The organism is Serratia liquefaciens (genome assembly GCF_027594825.1).
Classification (GTDB): domain Bacteria; phylum Pseudomonadota; class Gammaproteobacteria; order Enterobacterales; family Enterobacteriaceae; genus Serratia; species Serratia liquefaciens_A.
This window is the reverse complement of record NZ_CP088930.1, coordinates 516,288-543,062: the sequence shown is the minus strand read 5'-3', so window position 1 is coordinate 543,062 and position 26,775 is coordinate 516,288. Positions and strand designations below refer to the sequence as shown.

Here is a 26,775-nt window from a genome sequence, read left to right as displayed (position 1 = left end):
TTATTCGTTTTCAGCATACCGGGGCGACACCGATATACCTGGCTGCGGCTCAACGCAGTGTTTAACCTAGGATGGTATAAGATATGAAATTGCAGCAGCTTCGTTACATCGTGGAAGTGGTTAACCACAACCTGAATGTCTCCTCGACGGCAGAAGGGCTTTACACCTCGCAGCCCGGCATCAGCAAGCAGGTGCGGATGCTGGAAGATGAGCTGGGTATCCAGATTTTCGCCCGCAGTGGCAAACACCTGACTCAGGTCACGCCGGCAGGATTGGAAATCATCCGTATTGCGCGTGAAGTTTTGTCCAAAGTGGATGCGATCAAAGCCGTCGCCGGCGAGCATACCTACCCGGACAAAGGCTCGTTGTACGTGGCGACCACCCACACCCAGGCGCGTTATGCGCTGCCTAACGTCATCAAAGGCTTTATTGAGCGCTATCCACGAGTCTCTTTGCACATGCATCAGGGGTCGCCGACGCAAATCGCGGAAGCCGTCTCCAAAGGCACGGCAGATTTCGCCATTGCCACTGAAGCGCTGCACCTCTACGACGATTTAATCATGCTGCCGTGTTACCACTGGAATCGCGCGGTAGTGGTGAAGCCCGATCATCCTTTAGCCGGTAAAAGCCACATTACCATCGAAGAACTGGCGGCTTACCCGATCGTGACCTACACCTTCGGCTTCACCGGCCGCTCTGAGTTGGATACGGCGTTCAACCGTGCCGGTCTGACGCCGCGCATCGTATTTACGGCTACCGATGCCGACGTGATTAAAACTTACGTGCGTCTGGGCCTTGGGGTGGGTGTGATCGCCAGCATGGCGGTAGACCCGATACAAGATCCGGATCTGGTGACGGTGGATGCCCGCGATATCTTCACCTACAGCACCACCAAAATCGGCTTCCGTCGCAGTACCTTCCTGCGTAGCTATATGTACGATTTTATCCAGCGCTTTGCGCCACACCTGACGCGTGACGTGGTCGACAACGCGGTTGCACTGCGTTCCAACGAAGAAATCGAAGCGATGTTCAAGGACATCAAGCTGCCTGAAAAGTAAGCCGTTAATCTAACGACCAACAAACGATTTATGCAGCAGGAGAGGCGTTTTTTCTCTCCTGCTGCCCCCTCTACTGACTTCCACCATTCACGCTTTAGTTCCTCTATTTACCGCCTTTTGCCAGTTTACGCTGTACTGACAGCAGGGTACGCCGTCGGATCCACCCGCTGGCGGGGCGGATCATGGCCCAATAGCCGGCAAGCCGCGCTTTTACCTGCGATGTCGGGCACCAGATAAAGGTTTCGGTGCGCAGCATAGCGAGCCCCGAAGCCTCCGGAATAACTTTAAAACGCAACACCAGCTTGGCGGCTTTCTGGTCGTTGAATTGGTGAAAATCCTCTGCAGTTGCCAATTTATTGACGCCCAACATAGGCCGCCAAAAACGCCCGGCCAGCCCCAGTGAGACTTCATGACTGTCCTGATGGAGCAAGGTAAAGGTATCGAAGCCAAAGGCAGCGGGGGACGTGGCGAGTTCGGTGCCTGACAACCATTGGCGCAGATGGCCCGGCAACTGGCGAAGCATCAGCAGCCTGCGAATGATCGGGTCTTCCGCCATATCCAGGGAAAGCACCGCCTGAATAAGGGCTTCGGGTGCAGCATCGATAGCGGCTGACTGATGCCTTTCGTAAAAACTGAACGCGGGAAGATAAAGTGAAGCATCTTGCCAGCTTCGACACTCTCGTTCACTGACAAACCCCAAAAATGCCACGGCGCTCTCCTTAAACTTAGATTTTGCCCCCATTACCCTCGAAAAGTGTAGACCGGGACACGGGAGTATCGCGATTGCATCTCGGCCGGCAAACAGTTTGCATTTTGTGCCATGCACCGGCGAGCCTTAAACCTGCTGAATATTAAGCGTTTTTAAGTGCTGGTACGAGCGTCATATTGAGTTGGAAATGCCGGGCATGAGATTTCCCTGATGTGGCTGTCGTTCAATGTGTTCCATAATTACCATTCTGTTTGTTTGGATACAGGGATGTTGGTGTGAACGATAAGGACATTAGACGTAAAGCTTGGCAAGCCGTGTTTATCTTTAGTGGTTTGTTCTGGCTATTGGTGGGTACATTGGTCTGCTGGCTGGTCTAAGCCCCTGGCCTCAATGAATCCCCTTGTAGAGACCTTCATTTTTGACCTTTGCCGGACTCACCGTGTTTGCCAGGACGGGAGGGTAATTCCTTCCTTTGGCCTGGCTTTCTCCACATATCCGACCAGTTTAGCGTCATTTTCGGGCTAATCCACTGCCCGAACAAGCACTTACCTCCGTTGATTGTTCTTGCCTATCGTTATGATCAAAACGTGTTGTTATCAAAACGTTACGTCATCTTTGTGTTATCTTTAAATAAGACCTCAGTGATTACCCTGTTTTAGACATAATAAGAAATGGAGGAGCTATGTCGTCCGATCTTCGTGAAACGAGTATGGATAAGCTGGTGGCGCTCAATACTGAGTACGGCTATTACAGCCTGCCATTGGCGGCAAAACAGTTGGGCAATATCGACCGACTGCCCAAATCAATGAAAGTGCTGTTGGAAAACCTGCTGCGCCATGTGGATGGCGACACCGTGCAGGTTGACGATCTGAAAGCCATTGTTGGCTGGTTGCAGACCGGGCATGCAGACCGCGAGATTGCCTACCGGCCCGCCCGCGTACTGATGCAGGATTTTACCGGTGTGCCTGCGGTGGTGGACTTGGCCGCAATGCGTGAAGCGGTCCAGCGGTTGGGCGGGAATGTTGATCAGGTCAACCCGCTGTCACCGGTCGATTTGGTGATTGACCACTCGGTCACCGTTGATGAATTTGGCGATGACGAAGCCTTTGAAGAAAACGTGCGCATCGAGATGGAGCGCAACCACGAGCGCTACACCTTCCTGCGCTGGGGGCAAAAAGCCTTTAACCGCTTCCGCGTGGTGCCGCCGGGCACCGGTATCTGTCACCAGGTCAATCTGGAATATCTCGGCCAAACCGTGTGGCATACGGACGAGAGCGGGCAGCGTATCGCTTACCCGGATACCCTGGTCGGTACCGATTCTCACACCACCATGATCAACGGCCTGGGCATTCTAGGCTGGGGCGTAGGCGGTATTGAAGCCGAAGCGGCGATGCTGGGCCAACCGGTGTCTATGCTGATCCCTGACGTGGTGGGCTTTAAACTGACCGGCAAGCTGAGCGAAGGCATCACCGCCACCGACCTGGTGCTGACCGTGACCCAGATGCTGCGTAAACACGGCGTAGTGGGCAAATTCGTCGAGTTTTACGGTGATGGCCTGGCCGATCTGCCGTTGGCCGACCGGGCAACCATTGCCAATATGTCGCCGGAATTTGGCGCGACTTGCGGTTTCTTCCCGGTAGACGAAGTGACGCTGGGTTACATGAAGCTCAGTGGCCGCAGCGACGAGCAAATCGCATTGGTTGAGGCCTATGCCAAAGCGCAGGGCATGTGGCGTAACCCGGGCGATGAACCGGTCTTTACCAGCACGCTGGCGTTGGATATGTCGACGGTGGTCGCCAGCCTGGCGGGGCCGAAGCGCCCTCAGGATCGCGTGGCGCTGCCGGACGTACCTAAGGCGTTCAACGCCGCGACTGAGCTCGAGATCGGCAATCAGCAGCGCAAAGCTGAATTCAAAACTTTTACCCTGAACCAACAGCAGCATGAGCTGCATAATGGCGCGGTAGTCATCGCGGCCATAACCTCTTGCACCAATACCTCGAACCCCAGCGTGATGATGGCGGCAGGCCTGCTGGCGAAGAATGCGGTAAACAAAGGCTTGCGAACCAAGCCTTGGGTGAAAACCTCGTTGGCACCGGGCTCCAAAGTGGTGACTGACTATTTCGACAGCGCCAAACTGACCTCTTATCTTGAGGAACTCGGTTTTAACCTGGTCGGCTACGGCTGTACCACCTGTATCGGTAACTCCGGGCCATTACCTGAGCCGATCGAACAGGCGATTAAAGAGGGCGATCTGACCGTGGGTGCGGTGCTTTCCGGCAACCGCAACTTCGAAGGCCGTATCCATCCGCTGGTAAAAACCAACTGGCTGGCTTCCCCGCCGCTGGTGGTGGCTTACGCGCTGGCCGGCAGCATGAAAATTGACCTGACCAAAGACCCGCTGGGCGAAGGCCGTGACGGGCAGCCTGTCTATCTGAAGGATATCTGGCCGAGCAGCAAAGATATTGCCCAAGCGGTGGAGGAAGTTCGCACCGAGATGTTCCACAAGGAATATGGCGCGGTCTTCGACGGTGACGCAAACTGGCAATCGATTCAGGTTGCCGGCTCGGCCACCTATCAATGGCAGGGAGATTCTACCTATATCCGTCATCCGCCATTCTTCAGCACCATGAAAGTGAAGCCGGATCCGGTACAGGATATCAAGGATGCGCGCATTCTGGCGATCCTGGCCGACTCGGTGACCACCGACCATATCTCACCGGCGGGGAATATCAAACGTGACAGCCCGGCGGGGCGCTATCTGAGCGATCATGGCGTTGCGGCGCAAGACTTCAACTCCTACGGCTCTCGTCGTGGTAACCATGAAGTGATGATGCGTGGCACCTTTGCCAATATCCGTATCCGCAATGAAATGGTTCCCGGAGTCGAGGGGGGCTATACCCGCCATATTCCGTCGCAGAATCAGCTGTCGATCTATGACGCTGCCATGCAGTATCAGCAGGAACGCGTACCTTTGGCGGTGATTGCCGGTAAGGAATACGGTTCAGGCTCCAGCCGTGACTGGGCGGCAAAAGGGCCGCGGCTGCTGGGTGTCCGGGTGGTGATTGCCGAGTCCTTTGAGCGTATTCACCGTTCTAACCTGATTGGTATGGGCATTCTGCCGCTGGAATTCCCGGCAGGCGTGACGCGTAAGACTCTGGGGCTGAGCGGTGACGAGCAGATCAGCGTCAGCGGGCTGCAAACGCTGCGGCCGGGGCAGACGGTGCCGGTACATATCACCTATGCCGACGGGCGCAAGGAAGTTGTGAATACCCGTTGTCGTATCGATACCGGCAACGAACTGACCTACTATGAAAACGACGGCATCCTGCACTACGTGATCAGGAAAATGCTGTAATAAAAAGGGCGCCTTAACGGGCGCCCTCAGACAACTGACAAAGCCCGTTATTAGGGAGAGCGTGCCGATGGGGTCGTAGCGGCTTGCCCGCCGGAGCGCCCCTCGGTGCGCTAGGCCCGAGTATCTCAGGTTTACAGACCACTTTATCATCAAACTTAGGGTGCCTTTTTCGGGCACCCTGATTTGTCTCGCAGGAAAATTACTTCTGGTCCAGCAAATGGCCCATTTTAGCCGCCTTGGTGGCCAGGTAACGTTCGTTCTTCGGATTACGACCGACAATCAACGGCACGCGTTCGGTGATGTTGATGCCGGCTTCCGTCAGGATCTCAACCTTTTTCGGGTTGTTGGTCAGTAAGCGCACTGCATCCACGCCCAACAGCTTGAACATGTCGGCGCACAGGGTGAAGTCGCGCTCATCGGCGGCAAACCCCAACTGATGATTGGCTTCTACCGTATCAGCGCCTTTGTCCTGCAGGGCATAAGCACGGATTTTATTAAGCAAACCGATATTGCGACCTTCCTGGCGGTGGTAGAGCAGAATACCGCGGCCTTCTTCTGCGATATGCTCCAGCGCCGCTTCCAATTGAAAACCGCAGTCGCAGCGCAGGCTGAATAATGCATCACCGGTCAGACACTCAGAATGTACGCGTGAGAGTACCGGCGTCGCGCCAGAGATATCACCGAACACCAGGGCCAAATGGTCGTGTCCGGTAGCCAGTTCTTCGAATCCTACCATCAGGAAATCGCCCCAAGGTGTTGGCAATTTGGCCTCTGCCACCCGTTTAAGCTGCATGTTGCTCTCCACAAATACATCCGATTCAATCATGGTTGCGCATCCTACTTCCGGTACGGTGAACTGACCAGTATTAAAATGCATAACCACGATCGGCATTTCGTTAATTATCGGCTATTTTGCCATAACTTCTTGCCCTGCGGTGCTCAGCAAACCAGCATCCGGTGTTTTCAGCCAACTATTATTGCGATAGGTTTTTTATCTGTTTAATTTTTAGAGTGTTATCGATATTACAAGATTGTTACACTGCAAATTGGCTTAAGCAAAGGGCGATGGGAATGTTTGAGATAGCAAAACGTACGGCCGCAGGGGCAATAGTTCTGTTACTGATGCCTTTGGTGGTGTGGCTTTCCGGCTGGCAATGGCAACCGGGGGGCGACGGACGACTTCTGAAAGGCCTGTACTGGCTGACCGAAACGGTCACTTCCCCTTGGGGCATTATCACCAATATCATTCTTTGCGCCTGGTTCCTGTGGTGTCTGCGTTTTCGCATCAAGCCGGCGATTGGCCTGCTGGTGCTGCTCAGCGCGTCGATATTGATTGGCCAGGGTGTGAAGTCCTTTATCAAGGACCGGGTACAAGAGCCACGGCCTTTCGTGCTGTGGCTGGAGTCAACCCATCAGATTGATGAAAAATACTTCTACTCGCTCAAGCGCAAAGAGCGGGGGGCGTTGGTCAAAGAGCAATTGCAGGACCAGGCGCTGGTCCCAGTATGGTTGCGCGAACATTGGCAGTTCGAGACCGGCTTTGCGTTTCCTTCAGGCCATACCATGTTTGCCGCCAGTTGGGCGCTGTTGGCGGTAGGGTTGCTGTGGCCACGGCGGCACTACAAGACCGTGGCGGTCTTAATGGTTTGGGCGGCGGGCGTGATGGGGAGTCGTTTGCTGCTGGGGATGCATTGGCCGCGTGATCTGGTGGTGGCGACCTTGATCAGCTGGCTGCTGGTGACACTGGCCTGTTGGCTGGTGCAACGTTGGTTTGGGCCTTTGACACCGCCTCCGCAGGAGCAACAGGAAATTGCGGAAAGAACCCTGACGCATAAGCATTAGGTGACCGCGTCACTTTAAACGGCGTCTGGATGGCGCCGTATTAACCGCTTACATAAGACCTTCATTGCAATTCGCATTAATGCCCCCATATCTTGATTAATCTATTATTTTGAGACGCTCTCTCATAAATTTGTCCGGGAGTGCCGTTTACTGTCGAATATGCCAGCATATATATGGTTTTATCGTGCCTCAGGGTTTCCCTGCTACGACGGGAAATGCTAACTTATTAGTTAGGGACGCCACGTATTGGCATAGTTCATCCGATTAACTCGGCATCGCGGGAAAGAATGTGAAATATTTGCTGATTTTTTTGTTGGTTCTGGTGATCTTCGTGATTTCTGTCACGTTGGGCGCGCATAACGATCAGGTGGTGAGTTTTAATTATCTGGTTGCGCAGGGCGACTATCGCGTATCGACCCTGTTGGCGGCGTTGTTTGGCGCCGGTTTTGTTCTCGGTTGGGTCATTTGCGGCCTGTTTTATCTGCGTACCCGCATTGCGCTGGGGCGTGCCGAACGCAAAATCAAAAGGCTGGAACTGCAGCTTGAACAACCTGCTGAGCCGGCAGCTCAGTCCGTTGTCAGCAAGGAATAATCTTCTATGTTAGAGCTGCTGTTTCTGTTGCTGCCCGTGGCTGCCGCGTACGGATGGTACATGGGGCGCAGAAGTGCTCAACAGGATAAACAACAGGAAGCCAACCGTCTGTCGCGCGAGTACGTGGCCGGGGTTAACTTCCTGCTCTCCAACCAGCAGGATAAAGCGGTCGATCTGTTCCTTGATATGTTGAAAGAGGACAGCAACACCGTTGAAGCCCACCTGACGCTGGGTAACCTGTTCCGTTCGCGTGGCGAAGTCGACCGCGCTATCCGCATCCATCAGGCGCTGATGGAAAGCGCTTCCCTGACCTTCGAACAACGTTTGCTGGCCGTGCAACAGCTTGGCCGCGACTATATGGCCGCCGGCATGTACGATCGTGCCGAAGACATGTTTGGCCAACTGGTTGGCGAAGAGGATTTCCGCCTTTCTGCGCTACAGCAACTGTTGGCGATCCATCAGGCCACCAGCGACTGGCTTAAGGCCATCGACGTGGCGGAAAAACTGGTCAAATTAGGCAAAGACAAACAGCGCGTCGAGATCGCACATTTTTATTGCGAATTGGCCTTGCAGGCGATGGGCAGCGACGATCTCGATAAGGCGATGGGGTTGCTGAAACGCGCGGCTTCGGCCGACAGTCAGTGTGCCCGGGTGTCGATCATGGTGGGGCGTATTTATATGGCCCAGGGGGAGTACGCCAAGGCGGTTGAGTCGCTCCAACGCGTGCTGAACCAGGATAAAGAACTGGTCAGCGAAACTCTGCCGATGCTGCAAGAGTGTTACCAGCACCTGGAGCAGCAGCAGGGTTGGGCAGACTTCCTCAAGCGTTGCGTGGAAGAAAATACCGGCGCTACTGCGGAACTGATGCTGGCGGAAATTATCGAACAGCATGAAGGGCGCGACGTGGTGCAGGTTTATATCAACCGCCAGCTACAGCGCCACCCGACCATGCGAGTATTTTACCGCCTGATGGATTACCACCTGGCGGATGCAGAGGACGGCCGTGCGAAAGAGAGTCTGTTACTGCTGCGCGATATGGTCGGTGAGCAAATTCGGACCAAACCGCGTTATCGCTGTCATAAATGCGGCTTTACCGCTCATTCTCTGTATTGGCATTGCCCGTCATGCCGGGCCTGGTCATCGGTTAAACCGATTCGCGGGCTGGATGGGCAATAACGCGCAATAAAAAACGGGGCCTGATTAGCCCCGTTTTTTGTGGTGACAGCACCGACTTATTTTTTCTTGCCGGCCTTCACGTTACCTTTCAACAGCTGACGCAGCTTCTTCAACTCTTTCTGGTTCAGCGGCTGCTCAACTTCTTCTTCAATCCCCTGATTATCGATTTCGCCATGATGCAACTCCGCCGATTTTTTGGCGGGCTTTTCTGCTTTGGTCGGTAGCTCAAAGCTGGTTTCCAGGCGCTGGCAAACCTCAGCACTCAGAGAAAGCTGGTTATCGGCAGCAATGGCACGAATTTTTTCTTTGAGTTCCAGAGGGATTTTAATGGTTAATGTAGATATCTCGCTCATTTTGAAGCCTTTCTGCGGGAAGATTGCTTTCAAGCTAAGCCACTCTGGCAGGAGAGTCCAGTGTGTAATAAAAATTTAATATTTATGTAACATTGTGTCGGGGGAATTGTGAGCGATTTGGCGGGGAAATAAAGTAAAGCCCGGCGTGCCGGGCCCTATACCTGATAGCTTATTTGTAGATAACTGCGGTACCACTAAGCATGTTGTTGCCGCCGGCAGAAATGATGCGGTAGCTGCTGGCGCCTTGAGCATCGGCTTTTGCGGCCAGTTTGGCTTCCAGGCCACTCAGGGTAGTTGCGTGACCGGCGGAAACGACGCCTGAAGCGGTCAGGCCGCTGGCCTGTTGCTGATCCACCGGTTCAGCGGCGAAGGTAGCGAAAGAGGTCATGGCGATAACGGCTGCTGCTGCAAAATATTTGATGTTTTTCATGATGAACTCCAGTCTATTTGTTTAGGTTGGAAGGCGTTTGCTTCCGATGTGTTGAATAATAAAGCATCCGCTGGGATTTAAAATCTGATAATGCTGAGCATGTTGTTCAAATTATTTGATGTATAATTTACGCATCTTTACGGCGGTTTACGCAGGCTGGGTTAAGGACGGTCAGGGGTTATTGACGCTTGATGACGTTCGAGGGGATAACATTACTTAAGCGCAGAGCGCGCTGCGGCTGGGATTTCTGTCGGCTGGCATGTAGAATGCGGCGGTCAGTTTGGCGGGTTATTACCTATTTATGTCCATTTTACAGAAGGTAGAAGAAATGAAGTCTGAAAATAACATCAATAACAATGACTTAAAATCATCTCCGATCATCGTTGCGCTCGATTATGCAGATATTGACGCGGCGCTGGCATTTGCCGATCGTGTTGATCCGCAGGATTGCCGGTTAAAAGTGGGCAAGGAAATGTTCACCCTGTTCGGACCTCAGCTGGTGCACGATTTGCACGCACGCGGTTTCGACGTGTTCCTGGATTTGAAATTCCATGATATTCCAAATACTACCGCCCGTGCCGTTGCCGCGGCGGCCGAGCTGGGCGTATGGATGGTTAACGTGCATGCCAGCGGTGGTGCGCGCATGATGACCGCAGCGAAAGAGGCATTGCTGCCTTATGGCGCCCAGGCCCCGCTGCTGATCGCCGTCACCGTGCTGACCAGCATGGAAGCAGAAGATCTGCGTGGTATCGGTATCGACCTTTCTCCGGCCGAGCAGGCGGAGCGGCTGGCGCGTCTGACCCGCGATTGTGGGCTGGACGGCGTTGTCTGTTCAGCGCACGAAGCTGAGCGTCTCAAAGCGGCCTGTGGCCAACAATTCCAACTGGTGACGCCGGGAATCCGCCCTGAAGGCAGCGCCGCCGGCGATCAGCGCCGTATTATGACGCCAGTACAGGCGCAAGCGGCAGGCGTTGACTATATGGTGATTGGGCGCCCGATCACCCAATCCGCCGATCCTGCTGCTACGCTAAGTGCGATCCGCGCTTCTCTGGCTTAAGGAGACGACAATGAGCAACGATAACAGCCGGCTGGTATATTCCACCGATAGTGGGCGTATCAAGCAGGAAGAGGTCCAACCGCCACGTGAAAAGGGTGACGGTATCGTGCGTATTCAGCGCCAGACCAGCGGGCGCAAAGGAAAGGGTGTTTGCCTGATCACCGGCATTGATCTGGATGATGCCGCATTGGACAAGCTGGCGGCAGAGCTCAAGAAAAAATGCGGCTGCGGCGGCTCGGTCAAAGAGGGTGTGATCGAGATCCAAGGCGATAAGCGGGATTTGCTTAAGCAGCTGTTGGAAGGCAAAGGGATGAAGGTCAAGCTGGCAGGCGGCTAATCGCCTGAGCGAATGGCCATGCCGCGGTGCAATACTGCGGCATGGCTGGGATACTGCTGCCGGGCGTTAACCCGTTGATGGCAACCCGCCATCGATGAAAGGTAAAACAGACCTGAAATAATCTTTATTATGCTTAATACGTCAAAGCGATATCGCTTTTGCCAGCCTGTCGGCAGAGGTATCTGAAAGCTGGCCGATCAGGTTATTTACCTACCTGATGACCAATGATGCCCCCCACTGCGGCCCCACCGAGCGTACCCAGTGCGCTACCATCGGTCAGCACCGCGCCGCCTACGGCCCCCGCACCGGCACCAATGGCGGTGTTACGGTCACGCTTGGACATGTTCGAACATGCGCTGAGTGAAAACGCCAGAGTAAGCGCCAGAGCGGCGGTAGCAAAACGTTTATTGATAATCATCATAATGACTTCTCCTTAGCATTGGCTATCTGGGAGTGCCCATTAAGTATAGGCATGAACCCGAATTTCGGCCTGCTAGTGGCTCCCAGTAAGTATCGCTATAAAAAATGGCATTTTTTGTTAAAGGCAGAATAATTGAAACGCCTAAAGCGCTCTCTCCGCCAATATTCACTATAAGCTTCTGCTGAACGATAAACAGGTAAATAGTCTTAAAGTCCATTGCGCGCTATTTAATGCCCAGCGCGCAAATTGCCGTTTCCAGCAGAAGACTACGCGGTCTTTAGCGATTTACGCCATACCGCCCCCGAGCACGCCTGCCGACAATATTCCCAACAGGGTAACCGGGAAAGAAACATGCTTAACGATCTCAAGCAGCAGGTATTGGAGGCTAATCTGGCGCTGCCACGCCATCATCTGGTGACCTTCACCTGGGGGAATGTCAGCGCCGTCGATCGTCGCGAGGGATTGATGGTGATCAAACCCTCGGGGGTGGAATACGCAGCGATGACCCGTGACGATATGGTGGTGCTGGAATTGGAAAGCGGCAAGGTGGTGGAGGGCGCCAAAAAGCCTTCTTCAGACAGCGATACCCACCGCGTGCTGTACCTGGAATTTGGCAATGCCGGCGGTATAGTACACACCCATTCGCGGCATGCCACCATTTGGGCGCAGGCCGGGTTGGATATTCCTGCCTGGGGCACTACCCACGCCGACTATTTCTACGGCGACATTCCCTGTACCCGACGGATGCAGGATGAGGAAATTAATGGCCGCTATGAATGGGAGACCGGCAGAGTGATTGTCGAAACCTTTGGCCAGCGCCGGTTGGATCCGGCTGCGGTGCCGGGCGTATTGGTGCATTCTCATGGCCCCTTTACCTGGGGTGAAAACGCAGAAACCGCGGTACACAATGCGGTGGTGTTGGAAGAAATTGCCTATATGGGGATTTTCTCGCGCCAGCTGTCGCCGGGCCTGGCGAATATGCAGCAAACCCTGCTGGACAAACATTACCTGCGCAAGCACGGTAAAAACGCCTACTACGGCCAGTGAGCGTCAGGAGGTCCGCCTGTCGGCGGCTCTCCGTTGCTCCGTCTGGCGCCTAGTCGTTGACCATATCCAACTGTATTCCCTGGCGCTTCAACAGGTGTTGATACTCCAGCGACAGCCGCGAATCGGTAATTACCCGCTGGACTTTACCTTGCTGGGTCAGCGGATTGGGTTGAATCTGACCAAACTTTGACGAGTCGGTCAGGACAATATTTTCTACGCCCTTCGCCAGCACGGCATTTACCACGTCGGCACGCATCATATCGCGACCGGTGAAGCCGGTATCCGCATGATAGCCATCGACGCCGATAAACGCCTTACTGAAATGCACTTGCTGAATGCATTGGCGGGTTAACGGCCCGACCACGGTCTCGCTCTTTTTCTGGTACATGCCGCCCAGCACGATCACTTCGCAATCCGTCTCTTTCAGCAGATTGGCGATATAGTGGCTGACGGTGATCAGCGTAATGCGTTTGCGCTCGGCGATATAACGCGCCAGCAGCGCGTTGGCACTGCCGCTTTCGATAAAAATGGTCTCATCGTCGTTAACCAGCGAGGCGGCATACTGCGCCAGCTTTTGCTTAAGGGTGAAGTTGGACATCATGCGCGCATCGACGTCGTCGCTTTCTAATGCCAGCGCGGAACCGTGTACCCGTTTCAGGTAGCTGCGTTTCTCCAGCAGGTTCAAATCCTGGCGGATCGTCACCTCTGAAACGCCGGTGGCCGCAGCCAAATCGCTGACGCTGATACGTCGGCGATCGTTGACCAATTGAAGTATTGTCTGTTGTCTTGAATTCATATCAACCTGATGTGCGGCCACCAAGGTGCGGCCGCTAATATTTATTGTTTAAATAGTATGTTCTGTTCGCGCAATAATATCATCCTGCGCGTCAGGGGATAATGCGGTAAAGAAAGCGGAATATCCAGCAACGCGGACCACTAAATCACGATATTGGTCAGGATGTTGCTTCGCTTTCAGCAGCGTTTCCCGCGACACGATGTTGTATTGCACATGCCAGCCTTGATAGGTCTCAAAGAAGGTGCGCAACATCAGCATCAGTTTTTCACGGTCACGCGGATCCTCCAGCGTCGCCGGATTCAGCTTCTGATTAAGCAACACGCCGCCGAGAATCGATGCGGTGGGCAGCTTGGAAAGCGAATTGAACACGGCGGTCGGTCCCAGATGGTCGGTACCGGAGGCCGGGCTGGCACCTTCCGCCAACGGCGTATGCGCCTTACGGCCGTCTGGCGTGGCCAGGGTAGCCGCGCCAAAGGGCACATTAGCCGAAATTGACGACGTCCCGGCGTAGTAGGTGCCGCCGATCGGACCGCGACCAAAGCGGGTGTTGTGGTACTGCTTCAGTTCGTCAATATAGGTCTGATAGGCGCGTACCAGCAGTTGATCGACCTCATCTACGTCGTTACCGTATTTGGGGGCAGCGTTGAGCAGACGCTGGCGTAACTGTTCGCCGCTTAATCCATCGAAGTCATTTTCCAGCGCTGCCGCCAATTGCTGTTGGCCAATGATCCCTTGCTCGAAGACCAGCTTGCGTACCGCCGCCAGGCTGTTACCCAGGTTGGCAATGCCGACCTGCAGGCCTGATACCCAATCGTATTTTGCACCACCTTGCTTGATGCTTTTGCCGCGCTCAATACAATCGTCGACCAGCGCCGAGCAGAGGATATCCGGGGCATTTTCCTCCAGTACGGTATCGACCACGCACTCAATTTCAATCGATTTGCGAGTGTAATAGCGGATCTGGTTGTCCCAGGCACCCAGCACCTGCTCAAAGCCGGCGAAGTTTCCCTTCGAGAGCGCCTCTGTTTGTGGCAGGAAAACTTTGCCGGAGGTAGCGTCACGCCCTTGTTCCAGTGCCGCCAGCATGACGCGAGCGAAGTTGATAAAGCTCATGCCGGTGCAGCGGTAACCCCATTTTCCGCCCACGGCAGTTTCGATACAGCCGATCGCCGCGTAGTCATAGGCATCCTGCGGCTCCACGCCCAGTCTGATAAACTCGGGGATAACGATTTCATCGTTGTTGAAGGCTGGCATGCCGAACCCACAGCGGATCACCTGTACGCAGGCGTCGAGGAAGTCGCTGCTCATCCCGGCGTGGTAACGCACGCTGAGATTGGGCTGGGTGGAGCGTAAGCGCCCGCAGGACTCCAGAATGGCATAGGACAAGGGGTTAACCGCGTCGCAGGGTTTGCCGTTGATCAGTTGCTGTCCGCCAATAGTGACGTTCTGATACAGCGGACTGCCTGCCGAGGCTTTAGAGTGCGAACCGGAACGGATCTTGTTGATTTCCAACAGCTTCAGCCAGCAACTGTGCAGCATTTCAATAGCACGCTCACGCGGCAGCCTTTGTTCCAGCTCCACATCTCGGCGGTACCAGGGGTAAAGATATTGATCGAGACGGCCGAAGGAAACCGAATGGCCGTTGGATTCAATCTGCAGCGTCAGCTGAATGAAGTAGCACAGCTGTAGCGCCTGCCAAAAGGTCTGCGGCGGCCGATGGGCAATCAGCTCACAGTTTTCCGCGATGGCCAGCAGCTCTTCACGCCGCCACAAACGGCTTTCCGTCTGCGCCATGTCGCGCGCCAACAACGCAAAGCGCAAGATATGCGCGCTCAGCGCTTCCAGAGTCAGATCGATGGCCTTCAGGAATTGCTCCTGATGCAACTCTTCCCAGTCGGTAAGCCGGATACGGCTGCGACGTTCATCGACCTTCTCGCGCAGCCCGTCGAGGCCTTGTTCCAAAAGTAACGGGAAATTCACCGCAAGGTGGGCATCTCCAGAGGTCATATTGCCTTCGGCTTTGATAATACCGGTAGCCAGCAGGGTCTGTTGTTCGTCGGTAAACATACCGTAGCAACGATCCTGCACCGTCTGGCCGCGCCACCAGGGGCATAGCCGATGCAAAATGGCCTTGTTTTCTTCGCTGACGGAGAAACCGGCGCCTGGCCGGTCGGCCAGTTGATCAATCTCGTCTTCGATCCAACTGACGGTATATTCGGGGAAAATCGGCGCAGCGCGTAATTCGCTGGCCTGGTTGCCGATAATCAACTCGTCGTTGTCAATTCGCAAAGTACGCTTAGCCAAATGGTTAGCCAGTGCCAGTGCCCGACGAACCGGCAAGGGTTTGTCCTGATGCTGCTGATAGGCTTCGGTGTAGTGCTGGGCGCGTTCGGTGCAAACCGGCGGTTTAACGATGTGGATCAGCGCGTTTTTGTGCGCCTGGGTGCGTTCGGACAGGGTGGTCAGATCCAGCGTAGTCATAGGTGTTATCCTCGCAAAATGGCAGTCAGCCCCTTGGCCTCGGCGTACTGTTCGGCATAGGCCAACAGGTCGGGGGCATCTAGTGGGGTGCGGGCCGCGTGATAAGGCTCGCCGAGCAGGTTATATTTGTTGATACCTAACGTGTGGTACGGCAAGAAATGAATCTCTGTAACGCCGGCCTCATCGGCGGCGAAATCGACAATCGCGCGGATTGAGCTGCGATCGGCGTTAAAGTCGGGGATCAGCGGAACACGAACGGTCGTTCGGGTGCCGTGGGTGGCCAGGCGGCGGAAGTTTTCCATCACCCGTTTGGCGGACCCGCCGGTCCACTGCTTGAAACGCTTTTCATCAACGTGTTTCAGATCCGCCAGCATCAGATCGAGCCAGGGCAGCGAAGGCGCTATGTGCGACCAGGGCGTATGCAGGCAAGATTCCACCGCGGTATGAATGCCAGCCTCACGGCCGCGCTTCAGCAGTTCCGCCGCCACGGCAGGCTGCATGAAAGGTTCACCGCCGGAGAGTGTCAGGCCGCCCCCGGTGCGCAGATAAAAAGGCCGGTCGCGCAGCACCTCGGTCATGATCGCGTCGATATTTACCGCGCTGCCGCACAGGCTGAGTGCGCCGGTTGGGCAACGGGCGGCTAATGCGGCATACTCTTGGTGGCTGAGTAACTCGCGCTGGATTATCAGGTTGTCGCCTGTCCGTTGAATCGCTTGTGGATGGCCTTCGGCGCACAGCGTACAACCGCTGAGGCATAAACGCGGATCGAACAGCAAGTCCGCTTTTCGCGAGCGGCTTTCCGGGTTCTGGCACCAGAGACAGCCCAGCGAGCAGCCCTTCAGGAACACTACGCTGCGGATGCCCGGCCCGTCGTGGGTGGAATAGCGCTGCAGATTGAAGATCACGAGTCACCTGTCATTCGGTTGCTTTTCTTTTGTCATTAAAGTTGTTTCGAATGAAAGTTGATTTGATTTCGATCAAATATAAATGCGTTGCATGTTCCTACTATGATGAGAGTTTGAATTCGCCCACAAAAGATTCAGGAGTCCGTAATGGAGCTTTATCTCGATACCGCCGATGTGAACGCAGTAAAACGCCTGGCGCGCATCCTGCCACTGCACGGTGTAACCACTAATCCGAGCATTGTTGCCAAAGAGGGGAAACCGATTTGGGAAGTGTTACCGGCGCTGCGCGACGCGCTGGGGGGCACGGGCAAACTCTTTGCTCAGGTGATGGCCAACGACGCCGAGCGCATGGTGGCGGAAGCGGTGTTGCTTCATCAGCGAGTGCCTGGGCTGGTGGTTAAGGTACCGGCGACCGCAGAAGGCCTGGCAGCGATTAAAAAACTGAAATCGATGTCTATCCCCACGCTGGGGACGGCGGTTTATGGTGCGGGTCAGGGACTGCTGGCTGCGCTGGCGGGGGCTGAGTATGTGGCCCCTTACGTGAACCGCCTGGACGCGCAGGGCGGTGACGGCATTGAGATGGTTCACGAGCTGCAGCAATTGCTGACGCTGCACGCGCCAGGGGCCCGGGTGCTGGCGGCCAGTTTCAAAACGCCGCGTCAGGCGCTGGAATGCTTGCTGGCGGGTTGTCAGGCCATCACTCTGCCGGTCGACGTGGCTGAGCAGTTCCTGGCGGCACCGGCGGTTCAGGCCGCGGTAGAGAAATTCGAACAAGATTGGCAAGGGGCGTTCGGTACTAATCTGCTGAACTGACCTGCGCATAAACAATGAAAAGGGCGCCGCAGCGCCCTGATCATAACATCTTGAATTTAGGCATTTTCACGCAGGACGATCGGCGACTCCTGCGCCGTAGGCTGGCTGGCATTCAGCGCACGACGGATCACAAAGAAGGCGGAGACCAGCATGGTTACCGCTACCAGCATAAAGAATGCGCACAGTGCGGCGTTAATCTGGTTACTGAAAACGATGGTCTCCATATCTTTCAGCGTCTTGGCCGGCGCGATCAGCGTCCCTTGTTCTATACCGGCAGAGAATTTCTTCGCCTGCGCCAGGAAGCCGATGCTCGGTTTCTCGTGGAATATTTTCTGCCAGCCGGCGGTCATCGAGGTAATAAACAACCAGACGGTCGGCAAGATGGTCACCCAGGCATAGCGCTGTTTTTTCATTTTGAACAGCACCACGGTGCCGAGGATCAATGCCATTGAGGCCAGCATCTGGTTGCCGATACCGAACAGCGGCCACAGCGTATTGATGCCGCCGAGCGGATCGACCACCCCCTGATAGACAAAGAAGCCCCAGCCGGCGACGGCCACGGTGGTTCCCGCCAGATTACCGAACCACGAACGGTTGTTAGCTAACCTTGGGATCGCCACACCGACCAGATCCTGCACCATAAAGCGACAGGCGCGGGTCCCGGCATCGACGGCGGTCAGAATAAACAGTGCCTCGAAAAGAATGGCGAAGTGGTACCAGAAGGCCATCATTGCGCGGCTGTTAAACACCTCGGTAATGATGTGTGCCATGCCCACGGCAAAGGTCGGGGCACCGCCGGCGCGCGACAGGATGGAATGCTCCCCGACGTCTTTGGCAATCATCGTCAGGGTTTCCGGGGTGATCATAAAGCCCCAGCTGTTAATCACCTGAGAGGCATTTTCCACCGTGGTGCCGATTAGCGCCGCCGGCGAGTTCATGGCGAAGTAAACGCCTGGGTCGATCACCGACGCGCAGATCAACGCCATGATAGCCACGAAGGACTCCATCAGCATGGCACCGTAACCGATAAAGCGAATATGGCTCTCGCGCTCCACCAGTTTCGGCGTGGTACCGCTGGAGACCAGCGCATGGAAACCTGAAATCGAACCACAGGCGATGGTGATGAACAGGAACGGGAACAACGAGCCGGCGAACACCGGGCCACTGCCGTCGATAAAGCGCGATACCGCCGGCATTTTCATTTCCGGCATCGCGAAGACGATACCTACAGCCAAACCGATAATGACGCCAATCTTCATAAAGGTGGACAGATAGTCACGCGGCGCCAACAGCAACCATACCGGCAACACTGAGGCGACGAAGCCGTAAATCACCAACACCCAGGTCAGCGTGGTGCCGTGCAGCGTGAAGAAGGGGCCCCAGTAGGGGTCTTGCGCCACGTTACCGCCGTAGATGATCGCCAGCAGCATCAGCGCAAAACCGACCACCGAGATTTCAGCGATTTTACCCGGCCGGATAAAGCGCATGTAGATACCCATAAACAGCGCTATCGGGATGGTGGCGGCGATAGTAAACAGGCCCCAGGGGCTGTCGGCCAGGGCTTTGACCACCACCAGCGCCAGCGCTGACAGAATGATGATCATCACGCCAAGCGCGCCCAGCATGGTGATCACTCCGGCGAAGGCCCCCAGTTCCTGTTTGGCCATTTCCCCCAGCGAACGACCGTCGCGGCGGGTAGAAATGAACAGGATCAGGAAGTCCTGTACGGCACCGGCCAGCATCACCCCGACCAGGATCCAGATAGTACCGGGCAGAAAGCCCATCTGTGCCGCCAGAATCGGGCCAACCAGCGGTCCGGCCCCGGCGATGGCGGCAAAGTGGTGGCCAAACAGCACCCATTTGTTGGTGGGAACGTAGTCCAACCCATCGTTGCGACGTTCCGCCGGGGTCATGCGGCGGTCGTCGAGTTCAAAGACTTTTTTGGCGATAAACAGGCTGTAGAAGCGATAAGCGGTGCTGTAACAGGCGACTGCTGCCACCACCAGCCAGACCGCATTGACGTGTTCACCGCGGCTTAGCGCCAGCATGGCGAAGGCGAATGCACCGACCAACGCCACCACCAGCCAGATGATCCCGGACTTGACGTTTTTCATGTTCAACAACTCCTTGGTGTGCAGAAATAAAGAAAGAAGTGTTCTTAGGGAGAATGGCTACAAATTAAAAGTAGGAGTTTTGCCGACGAAGAGAAGCAGGTCGGATGAGAAATGTGAAGCCGGTTGAGTAATAGCGTAAAAACAAGGTGATGAGGATGCTGCTGTTTGGCGTGGCGGCGAAAGTGGAAATGAAAAAGGCGATGCTGTTCTATCGCCCGGTGTCGGTTAACGCGTGGGTATTAAAGCCCCCAATAGCTGAGGGCAAGCACTATCCCGTTCATGGTGCTGTGCAGCGCAATGGGCATTAACAGCCCGTTCGACTTGATCCTGGCGGCAACCAGCGTCAATGAAACGAAAAACAGAATGATCATGACGCGCACATCGGCATATTGCGTGTGCAACAGGGCAAACAGAACAGACGTTGCTACCGCGGCCCAGATTTTTCGATTGGCGAACCAGGCTTGAAAAGCGCCAAAGAGGCAGCCCCTAAAAACGATTTCTTCGTAGACCGGAGCGAGAAAGATTAGCGCAAACTGTGTCAGGTAAAAGGCTTTCCCCTGTAGCGAAACCTGTTCGACGATCCAATTCTCGGTTTGAGTGATGCCGAGCCAATAGGGGACGACAAGTTGCAACGCCAGAATCACCAGCAACAAACCGCAAAAGGTGGGCAGGCGAAAACTTCCCATGCCGCAGGAGGGACGGTTTTTGAAAAACTTCAGGTACAGCGGAACAATCACCGCAAATTCAATCAGCAGCAGTAGCGGCACCAACCAGCCTTCGGCCTCCAGTTGTTCTTTGTTGGGGAACAGCAAAGGCAAAGTCGTGAGTGCTACCATCAATAAAAAGGTGGAAAAGAAACCTCGGCTTCCCCGGTGGCGGGCGACTTCTTCTTCCCAGTCGGTCATTTTATAATCCCTTATATTTAAAGTATAAATCGCCATCACCCAGTCGATTTCGTGGGTGGCGTGATCCTATGGTGAGCCACGTTCATTTTCAAGCGACGAAAAAAAACACCGGAGGGAGACCCGTCCGGTGTTTGTCTGGCATAACGTTTATGCGGCGGGTTAAGCCGCCGGTCTGGCGATCACGCTGCGGGTTTCCATACGCACTTCGGCGATGGTGACCTGCAGGGTGTCCCCCTGGCGATAAACGACTTCGCCTTTGATCTGCACGGTGCCGGTATCCTGGCTGCAAACCATTTCATCACGCACCGCGTGAATGAAGGGCGCCGGGATAAAGGCCACTGCGCCGTTGTCCAGCAGACGAACGCGCAGGCCGCCGCGGGTCACGTCGATGATTTCCGCGTTGAAGCGTTCATCGGTGCCGGCTTTGTCCTTGAGGTAGCGTGCATATAACCAATCGCCAACGTCACGTTCCGCCATCCGGTTCAGACGACGACGCTCGGCCAGTTGGATCGTCACCTCGTCCAGCGGTTTCTCGGCGGACTGCTCGGTGATAATGGCTTTCAGCAAGCGGTGGTTGACCATATCGCCGTATTTACGGATCGGCGAGGTCCAGGTGGCGTAAGCCTCCAGGCCCAGACCGAAGTGCGGCCCCGGCGTGGTGCTGATCTCGGCGTAAGTCTGAGAACGGCGAATACGGCTGTCGAGGAACTGGGTCGGTTGCGAATCCAGATGACGACGCAGTTCGCAGAAACCTTCCAGCGTCAGCAGCTTCTCGGCTTCGGCTTCAACGCCGTTGGCTTGCAGCACGGTTACGGCCTGCTCAACCAGCAGCGGATCGAAACCGGTGTGCACGTTGTAAATGCCAAAGCCCAGACGATCGCGCAGCACAATCGCGGCACAGACGTTGGAAGCAATCATGCACTCTTCGACGATGCGGTTGGCGGTGCGGCGCTGTTCGGTGATGATCTCCAGCACTTCGCCTTTTTCACCCAGCACAAAGCGATAGTCAGGGCGATCTTTGAACACCAGAGCATGCTGGTGGCGCCAGGCGTTACGTGCATCGCACACGCGCTTGAGCAAGGTAATTTGCTGTGCGATTTCATCGCTCGGTGGCTGCCAACCGGCAATCCCTTCCAGCCAGTCGGAGACTTCGTCATAAACCAGCTTGGCTTTTGATTCGATCTCGGCGCCGAAGAAGCGAATATCGTCACCCAATGCGCCGTCTGCACCGATGGTCACGCGGCAAGCCAGCACCGGACGGCGTTGGTTCGGGCGCAGTGAGCACAGGTTGTCCGACAGGTCGCGCGGCAACATAGGAATGTTGAAGCCTGGCAGGTAGTTGGTAAAGGCGCGCTTGCGGGCGATTTCATCCAGCGGGCTGCCTTGCGCGACGTAGGCGGTAGGATCGGCAATGGCGATGGTCAATTGCAGCGAGCCGTCGCCGTTGTCCTGCACAAACAGCGCATCGTCCATGTCTTCGGTGCTGGCGCTGTCGATGGTGACAAAATTCAGAGCGGTCAGATCTTCACGCGGCACGGAAGCATCCGGCTCTTCAATCGCGATCATCTCCGGCGCTTCTTTTTCCAGGCTGTGACGGGCCAGCGTGACCCACCACGGCGCCAGGTGATCTTCGCCGTCGGTAATAAATTGGGTCAGGTCGGCGTTGAAGCCACGATCGCCTTTCAGCGGGTGGCGGCACATTTCCGCTACTGCCCAGTCACCGGCCTGGAAGTTATGTTTCAGTTCACGTACCGGACGGCAGGGGATTGCGTCTTTCAGCAACGGATGATCGGGCACGATGGACAGGCGGTCATCACGCTTCTGCACACGGCCGACAAAGCGCGACAGGAAGGGCTCGATCAGGGTTTCCGGCTCGGCGATTTCGCGTTCTTTTTCGGTATGCAGAGTTGCAGTCACTCGGTCACCGTGCATGACTTTCTTCATGTACGGAGGCGGAATGAAATAGCTTTTTTGACCGTCGACCTCAAGAAAGCCAAAGCCTTTCTCAGTTCCTTTTACTACGCCTTCAACGCGCGGGGTCTGAGAGTGAAGTTGCTGTTTAAGCTGCGCCAGCAGCGGGTTATCTTGAAACATATCGTCCAGTGAATGGGTTGTGAGTGGCAAGATTTGCGGCTGACAGTTTTACGCGAATCACCCGCTGCGGGCAAGCCTAACGTCACGGTTTTCCCGCGTTGGGGCGCGATTTTATGGAATATTGGGCGTGCAAAAGGCGGGAAGAAAACCCCGGCTTGAAACGCCGGGGAGAAGCGGAGGGGCAATCAGTCCCGCAGCGGCGTGGGCTGCAGAATTTCAATCCAGTAGTCGTCGGGATCTTTGATAAAGGCCACGTAATTCATACGACCTTCATGCAAACGTTTCTGGAAGTTAACGCCAAGGCGCTCAAAACGCTCACAGGCCGCGTGTACGTCAGGCACTGTCACACAGAGGTGTCCAAAGCCACGCGGCTCGCTGTTGCCGTTGTGGTAATGGAAATCGGCCTGCTGTTCGCTACCGTGGTTATGCGTCAGCTCCAGGATCCCAGGCTGGCTGAGTACCCAGCGTTTACGGGCCTCGTCATCCTGTGGGATCTGGTCGCGCGGGCTGCGGGTCAGGTAGCAAATGGTAAATGCGGCTTCATTGAAGGTTTCCAGATACACCGGGGTGAAGCCCAGCACGCGGGTATAAAAGTCCAGCGCTTGGGTTAAGTCCTTCACGCGGATCATGGTGTGGTTGAACACATAGCCGTCGGTGACGGTTTCCGGCTGCGCGGTCACGCCCGGCAGGGTCAGTAAATCATTCAGTGGCATAGGGATCCCTCTTAGGTTGTCGATACGACTCTAGGGTAAATTAATGCTAATCTAAAGTGATTGTTTTTAACCAAAACACTAACTAAAAGTGAATCTGTCATGAAGCTGGGTCAGCTTAGATTTTTCTGCGCCGTGGTGGAGTATAAAACCATTGCCGCCGCCGCGCGGGAGTTGCACTGCGTCCCCTCCAACGTCACCTTGCGCATCAAAGAGTTGGAAGACTCTCTCGGCGGCGAGTTATTTTTTCGCGATAAAAACCGGTTGTACGTTACGCCGAAAGGTCGACTGTTTTATCGACAGGCCGTCGACATCCTGGCGCTGGCAGACCGCAGCCAACAACTGTTCGCCGATCGGCAACCACAAGGCCTGCTGAATCTGGGGGCGCTGGATTTTTCTCTGATCAGTCACCTGCCGTCACGCATCGCTCACTTGCGCCGCAGCCAGCCCCAGATGCAGGTCAACGTGCTGAGCCGAGACTCGCTGGTGCTGGAACGGATGCTGATTGACAGCGAGCTCGATCTGGCGTTGACCGACGGGCCGATAGAGCACCCGCTGCTGGCGAGCTGCGCGGCGTTTGATGAGCGCCTGGTGCTGCTGATGCCGGCCTCGGTGCCGCAGTTGGACGCCGCAACCCTGGCACAGTTGGAGTTTTATACTTTCAGTCGCGAGTGCTCTTTCCGCCTGAAAATCGATCGCTGGTTAGCCTCACGGCAGTTGAAGCCGCGGATGACGCTGGAGATGGAGTCGTACACGGCGATGGCAGCCTGCGTAAAAGCGGGCTGTGGCGTTGCCTGTGTTCCGGGGTCTTTGCTGCCGATGATCCTGCCCGAGCAGGCGTTAAAAGTGGTGGAAATGGGGGCGGAAGGGGTAAGCAACCTGTACTTCGTGTGGCGCCGCCATCAGCTCTCTGACGAGTTGCAGACGGCGCTCGATCTGTTAATGCACCCGGCGTGAACCGAGTGCATCCATTCAGGCAATACGCAGCGTCGGTTGCGTGACGCAACGGCGGATCTCCACCGGTATCGACTTCGACGTTGGCGTGCCGGTGCCGTCACCAAAGCTGGCCAGCGGCACCAACGGGTTAGTCTCTGGGTAGTAAGCCGCCAGATTTCCGCGTGGAATATCGTAGCTCACCAGTTTGAAGCCACTGACCTTGCGTGTAATGCCGTCATTCCACAGCGTTTCGATCTCTACCAGCTCACCGTCTTGCATGCCCAGCGCCGCCAGATCCTCAGGGTGTATAAACAGCACTTCACGTTGGCCGTAGACGCCGCGATAACGATCATCCAGTCCGTAGATAGTGGTGTTGTACTGATCGTGAGAACGCAGGGTCTGCAGCGTGAAGGGCGCTTGTCGGCCATCTAACTGCGGGAACAGGCTGGTTGGCAGAGGCGCTGCGCTAAACTCGGCCTTGCCGCTTGGGGTGGCAAAACGCAGTTCTGCGGCGGCGTTACCCAGGTAGAAACCACCGGGCTGGTCGCAGCGCCGGTTGAAATCCTCGAAACCGGGAATGGTGGCGGCGATGTGGTCGCGGATCAACGAATAATCGTCTGCCAGCTCCAGCCAGTCGAGCTGCTGGTTGCCCAACACCGCATCGGCGATGCCACATACGATGGCGGTTTCAGAACGCTGGGTCTCCGCCAGTGGTTTACCGACGCCTTCCGACGCATGCACCATGCTGAAAGAGTCTTCCACCGTAATGTACTGTGGCCCGCTGGCCTGCATATCCTGTTCGGTACGGCCCAGGGTCGGCAGGATCAGCGCGTCTTTGCCGGTGACCAGATGACTGCGGTTGAGCTTGGTGCTGATATGCACCGTCAGATCGCAACAGCGCAAGGCGCGGGCAGTGCGTTCGGTGTCCGGCGCCGCCGCGGCCAGATTGCCGCCCAAAGCCAGCAAGACCTTAACCTCACCGCGCAGCATCGCTTCAATGGCCTCTACGGTGTTATGGCCCGGCTCGCGTCGCGGCGAGAAGTTAAAGTGCTGCTCCAGGCTGTCGAGCAGTGCCTTGGGGGACTTCTCGTCAATGCCCATAGTGCGGTTGCCTTGCACGTTACTGTGGCCGCGTACCGGACACAGGCCGGCACCCGATTTACCCAACTGACCGAACAGCAGCTGCAGGTTGGTGATCTCACGTACCGTTGGCACCGAATGCTTATGCTGAGTAACGCCCATCGCCCAGGTGCAGATCACGCGTTCGGCACCCTGATAAATAGCCGCCGCCTGACGCAATTGTTCCTCGCTGAGGCCGGACTGCTGGGTGATTTGTTGCCAGGTCGTAGCATCGACCTGCGCCAGATAAGCCTCGACGCCGACGCTGTGCTGACTGATGAATGCCTGATCGAACAGGCCGGATTCACCGGCCGCCAGGCGCTCACGATGACTTTCCAGCAGGGCTTTCACCATGCCGCGCACTGCCGCCATATCCCCGCCGAGGTTGGGCTGGTAATAGGATGAACTGATCGGCGACGACTTGGGCGTCAGCATTTGAATCGGGCTTTGTGGATCGGCAAAACGCTCCAGGCCACGTTCGCGCAGGGTGTTAAAACTGACGATGCGTGCACCGCGGCTAGCGGCGTTTTTCAGGCTATGCAGCATGCGCGGGTGGTTGGTGCCGGGATTCTGGCCAAAAACGAAGATGGCGTCGGCTTTTTCAAAGTCGTCCATGCGAATGGTGCCTTTACCTACGCCGATACTTTGTTTCAGGCCCACGCCGCTGGCTTCGTGGCACATGTTGGAGCAGTCAGGGAAATTGCTGGTGCCGAGCATACGACCAAACAATTGATACAGATAAGAAGCTTCATTGCTGGCGCGGCCCGAAGTATACAACTCGATCTGGTTCGGGTTATCCATCTGGTTAACGTGCTGGGCGATTAACGCCAGCGCGTCCGGCCAACTGATCGGCTGGTAGTGGTCGGTTTCGGCGTTATAGCGCATGGGGTGGGTGAGGCGGCCCTGGTATTCCAGGAAATAATCACTTTGCTGCAGCAGGGTGCTCACGCTGTGAGCCGCGAAAAACTCCGGCTCAACCGCATTGCGCGTGGCTTCCCAACTGACCGCCTTGGCGCCGTTTTCGCAGAAACTGAAGGTGCTGTGGTTGTCGTCACCCCAGGCACAACCTGGGCAGTCAAAGCCGCGAGCTTTGTTCACGCGCATCAGGTTACGCAGGTTTTTCAGCGTTTGTTTGCTGTCGAGCACATAGCGAGTGGTGGCTTCGAGTGAGCCCCAGCCGCCCGCCGCGCCGGTATACGGCTTTATTGACGGTTTAAATTTCATATTGATCTTCGCAGGTGGTTGTAGCTAAAAAGTGAACGCTTTTTTAAGCGCTTTCAGTGTTTATGTCACAAGTTTAGGTTGGGGCGGTGTGAGCGTCTAATCGAATGGGACAATGGCGGCATAGAGCAGGTTTATCGCGTAGCGGCACCGAGCAAACAAATCGTTGCATTATGACACCTGCTGAAAAAGAGTATCGTTTCCGCTTTCCCGGCAATTAATGCAGTCTATATCACGGATTATATTGGCATTTTATTTAGCCCGCAGGGCCTGAGGAACAGTGATTGAAGCGTTCAGTATGGGT

24 protein-coding genes are annotated in these 26,775 nt (G+C 55.6%); 11 read left to right on the top strand and 13 right to left on the bottom strand.

The features are described 5' to 3' along the window. Nucleotides 1–83 precede the first annotated feature (83 nt). Complete coding sequence (gene cysB / locus LQ945_RS02370) at nt 84–1,058, top strand: HTH-type transcriptional regulator CysB (RefSeq protein WP_020827132.1); 975 nt, start codon at nt 84–86, stop codon at nt 1,056–1,058. A gap of 103 nt (nt 1,059–1,161) precedes the next feature. Here cysB and LQ945_RS02365 read toward each other — a convergent pair whose 3' ends face one another. Then, a complete protein-coding gene (locus tag LQ945_RS02365) occupies nt 1,162–1,767 on the bottom strand; it encodes a hypothetical protein (RefSeq protein ID WP_048823896.1) in 606 nt (201 codons plus the stop codon). Between the two features lie 275 nt (nt 1,768–2,042). Between LQ945_RS02365 and LQ945_RS02360 the strand changes: the two genes are divergently transcribed. Continuing rightward, a complete protein-coding gene (locus LQ945_RS02360; protein WP_071827035.1) occupies nt 2,043–2,144 on the top strand; it encodes a YmiA family putative membrane protein in 102 nt (33 codons plus the stop codon). A gap of 305 nt (nt 2,145–2,449) precedes the next feature. Then, nucleotides 2,450–5,122 carry an aconitate hydratase AcnA gene (acnA, locus tag LQ945_RS02355; protein WP_044551628.1) on the top strand — a complete coding sequence of 891 codons (2,673 nt, stop codon included), beginning with the start codon at nt 2,450–2,452 and terminating at the stop codon, nt 5,120–5,122. 199 nt (nt 5,123–5,321) lie between these two features. On the opposite strand, the gene ribA is transcribed toward acnA, so the two are convergent. Beyond that, complete coding sequence (ribA, locus tag LQ945_RS02350) at nt 5,322–5,915, bottom strand: GTP cyclohydrolase II (protein WP_041415420.1); 594 nt, start codon at nt 5,913–5,915, stop codon at nt 5,322–5,324. 278 nt (nt 5,916–6,193) lie between these two features. Between ribA and pgpB the strand changes: the two genes are divergently transcribed. From pgpB to lapB, 3 genes are all read left to right on the top strand, one after another. Continuing rightward, the gene (pgpB, locus tag LQ945_RS02345; RefSeq protein WP_044552959.1) at nt 6,194–6,964 is read left to right on the top strand and encodes a phosphatidylglycerophosphatase B; all 771 of its coding nucleotides are present in this window, start codon (nt 6,194–6,196) and stop codon (nt 6,962–6,964) included. A 289-nt stretch (nt 6,965–7,253) separates the two neighbouring features. Beyond that, nucleotides 7,254–7,556: a LapA family protein gene (locus LQ945_RS02340; RefSeq protein ID WP_020827127.1), complete on the top strand. Its 303-nt coding sequence runs from the start codon at nt 7,254–7,256 to the stop codon at nt 7,554–7,556. Between the two features lie 6 nt (nt 7,557–7,562). Continuing rightward, entirely contained in the window at nt 7,563–8,732 is a 1,170-nt protein-coding gene (gene lapB, locus LQ945_RS02335) for a lipopolysaccharide assembly protein LapB (RefSeq protein WP_044551626.1), read from the top strand. A 56-nt stretch (nt 8,733–8,788) separates the two neighbouring features. On the opposite strand, the gene LQ945_RS02330 is transcribed toward lapB, so the two are convergent. Further along, the gene (locus LQ945_RS02330) at nt 8,789–9,085 is read right to left on the bottom strand and encodes an Arc family DNA-binding protein (RefSeq protein WP_044551623.1); all 297 of its coding nucleotides are present in this window, start codon (nt 9,083–9,085) and stop codon (nt 8,789–8,791) included. Between the two features lie 169 nt (nt 9,086–9,254). Further along, nucleotides 9,255–9,515, bottom strand: a complete 261-nt coding sequence (gene bhsA / locus LQ945_RS02325) for a multiple stress resistance protein BhsA (protein ID WP_044551621.1) — start codon at nt 9,513–9,515, stop codon at nt 9,255–9,257. 328 nt (nt 9,516–9,843) lie between these two features. Here bhsA and pyrF point away from each other — a divergent pair, with 328 nt between their 5' ends. Both pyrF and yciH read left to right on the top strand, forming a co-directional pair. Next, nucleotides 9,844–10,572: an orotidine-5'-phosphate decarboxylase gene (gene pyrF / locus LQ945_RS02320; protein ID WP_044551618.1), complete on the top strand. Its 729-nt coding sequence runs from the start codon at nt 9,844–9,846 to the stop codon at nt 10,570–10,572. A 10-nt stretch (nt 10,573–10,582) separates the two neighbouring features. Continuing rightward, a complete protein-coding gene (gene yciH / locus LQ945_RS02315; RefSeq protein WP_270102195.1) occupies nt 10,583–10,909 on the top strand; it encodes a stress response translation initiation inhibitor YciH in 327 nt (108 codons plus the stop codon). 202 nt (nt 10,910–11,111) lie between these two features. Here yciH and osmB read toward each other — a convergent pair whose 3' ends face one another. Next, entirely contained in the window at nt 11,112–11,330 is a 219-nt protein-coding gene (gene osmB, locus LQ945_RS02310; RefSeq protein WP_004945176.1) for an osmotically-inducible lipoprotein OsmB, read from the bottom strand. 351 nt (nt 11,331–11,681) lie between these two features. Between osmB and araD the strand changes: the two genes are divergently transcribed. Then, nucleotides 11,682–12,377, top strand: coding sequence for an L-ribulose-5-phosphate 4-epimerase (araD, locus tag LQ945_RS02305; RefSeq protein WP_270102194.1), 696 nt, complete (start codon nt 11,682–11,684; stop codon nt 12,375–12,377). A 49-nt stretch (nt 12,378–12,426) separates the two neighbouring features. Here the strand turns inward: araD and LQ945_RS02300 are convergent, their stop codons facing one another. The 3 genes from LQ945_RS02300 to LQ945_RS02290 are packed head-to-tail and all read right to left on the bottom strand — an operon-like array spanning nt 12,427 to nt 16,559. Further along, a complete protein-coding gene (locus LQ945_RS02300; protein WP_044551595.1) occupies nt 12,427–13,173 on the bottom strand; it encodes a DNA-binding transcriptional regulator YciT in 747 nt (248 codons plus the stop codon). A 48-nt stretch (nt 13,174–13,221) separates the two neighbouring features. Further along, nucleotides 13,222–15,654: a formate C-acetyltransferase/glycerol dehydratase family glycyl radical enzyme gene (locus tag LQ945_RS02295; protein WP_270102193.1), complete on the bottom strand. Its 2,433-nt coding sequence runs from the start codon at nt 15,652–15,654 to the stop codon at nt 13,222–13,224. A 5-nt stretch (nt 15,655–15,659) separates the two neighbouring features. Continuing rightward, entirely contained in the window at nt 15,660–16,559 is a 900-nt protein-coding gene (locus LQ945_RS02290; RefSeq protein ID WP_044551592.1) for a glycyl-radical enzyme activating protein, read from the bottom strand. 147 nt (nt 16,560–16,706) lie between these two features. On the opposite strand from LQ945_RS02290, the gene fsa reads away from it, so the two are divergent. Next, on the top strand, nt 16,707–17,372 hold the full coding sequence (gene fsa / locus LQ945_RS02285; RefSeq protein ID WP_044551590.1) for a fructose-6-phosphate aldolase: 666 nt from the start codon (nt 16,707–16,709) through the stop codon (nt 17,370–17,372). Nucleotides 17,373–17,428: 56 nt separating this feature from the next. On the opposite strand, the gene LQ945_RS02280 is transcribed toward fsa, so the two are convergent. The 4 genes from LQ945_RS02280 to gloA all read right to left on the bottom strand — a co-directional run bounded on the left by LQ945_RS02280 (nt 17,429) and on the right by gloA (nt 23,198). After that, a complete protein-coding gene (locus LQ945_RS02280; RefSeq protein ID WP_044551588.1) occupies nt 17,429–19,486 on the bottom strand; it encodes a carbon starvation CstA family protein in 2,058 nt (685 codons plus the stop codon). Nucleotides 19,487–19,725: 239 nt separating this feature from the next. Continuing rightward, nucleotides 19,726–20,391 (bottom strand): CPBP family intramembrane glutamic endopeptidase, encoded by a 666-nt coding sequence (locus tag LQ945_RS02275; protein WP_044551586.1) that lies wholly within the window; start codon nt 20,389–20,391, stop codon nt 19,726–19,728. A gap of 159 nt (nt 20,392–20,550) precedes the next feature. Then, nucleotides 20,551–22,485 carry an exoribonuclease II gene (locus tag LQ945_RS02270; protein WP_044551584.1) on the bottom strand — a complete coding sequence of 645 codons (1,935 nt, stop codon included), beginning with the start codon at nt 22,483–22,485 and terminating at the stop codon, nt 20,551–20,553. A gap of 185 nt (nt 22,486–22,670) precedes the next feature. Continuing rightward, nucleotides 22,671–23,198, bottom strand: coding sequence for a lactoylglutathione lyase (gene gloA, locus LQ945_RS02265; RefSeq protein WP_262239452.1), 528 nt, complete (start codon nt 23,196–23,198; stop codon nt 22,671–22,673). A 99-nt stretch (nt 23,199–23,297) separates the two neighbouring features. Between gloA and LQ945_RS02260 the strand changes: the two genes are divergently transcribed. After that, complete coding sequence (locus tag LQ945_RS02260; protein WP_044551580.1) at nt 23,298–24,152, top strand: LysR family transcriptional regulator; 855 nt, start codon at nt 23,298–23,300, stop codon at nt 24,150–24,152. A gap of 15 nt (nt 24,153–24,167) precedes the next feature. Here the strand turns inward: LQ945_RS02260 and LQ945_RS02255 are convergent, their stop codons facing one another. Further along, on the bottom strand, nt 24,168–26,474 hold the full coding sequence (locus tag LQ945_RS02255) for an FdhF/YdeP family oxidoreductase (protein ID WP_044551578.1): 2,307 nt from the start codon (nt 26,472–26,474) through the stop codon (nt 24,168–24,170). Between the last annotated feature and the right edge of the window lie 301 nt (nt 26,475–26,775).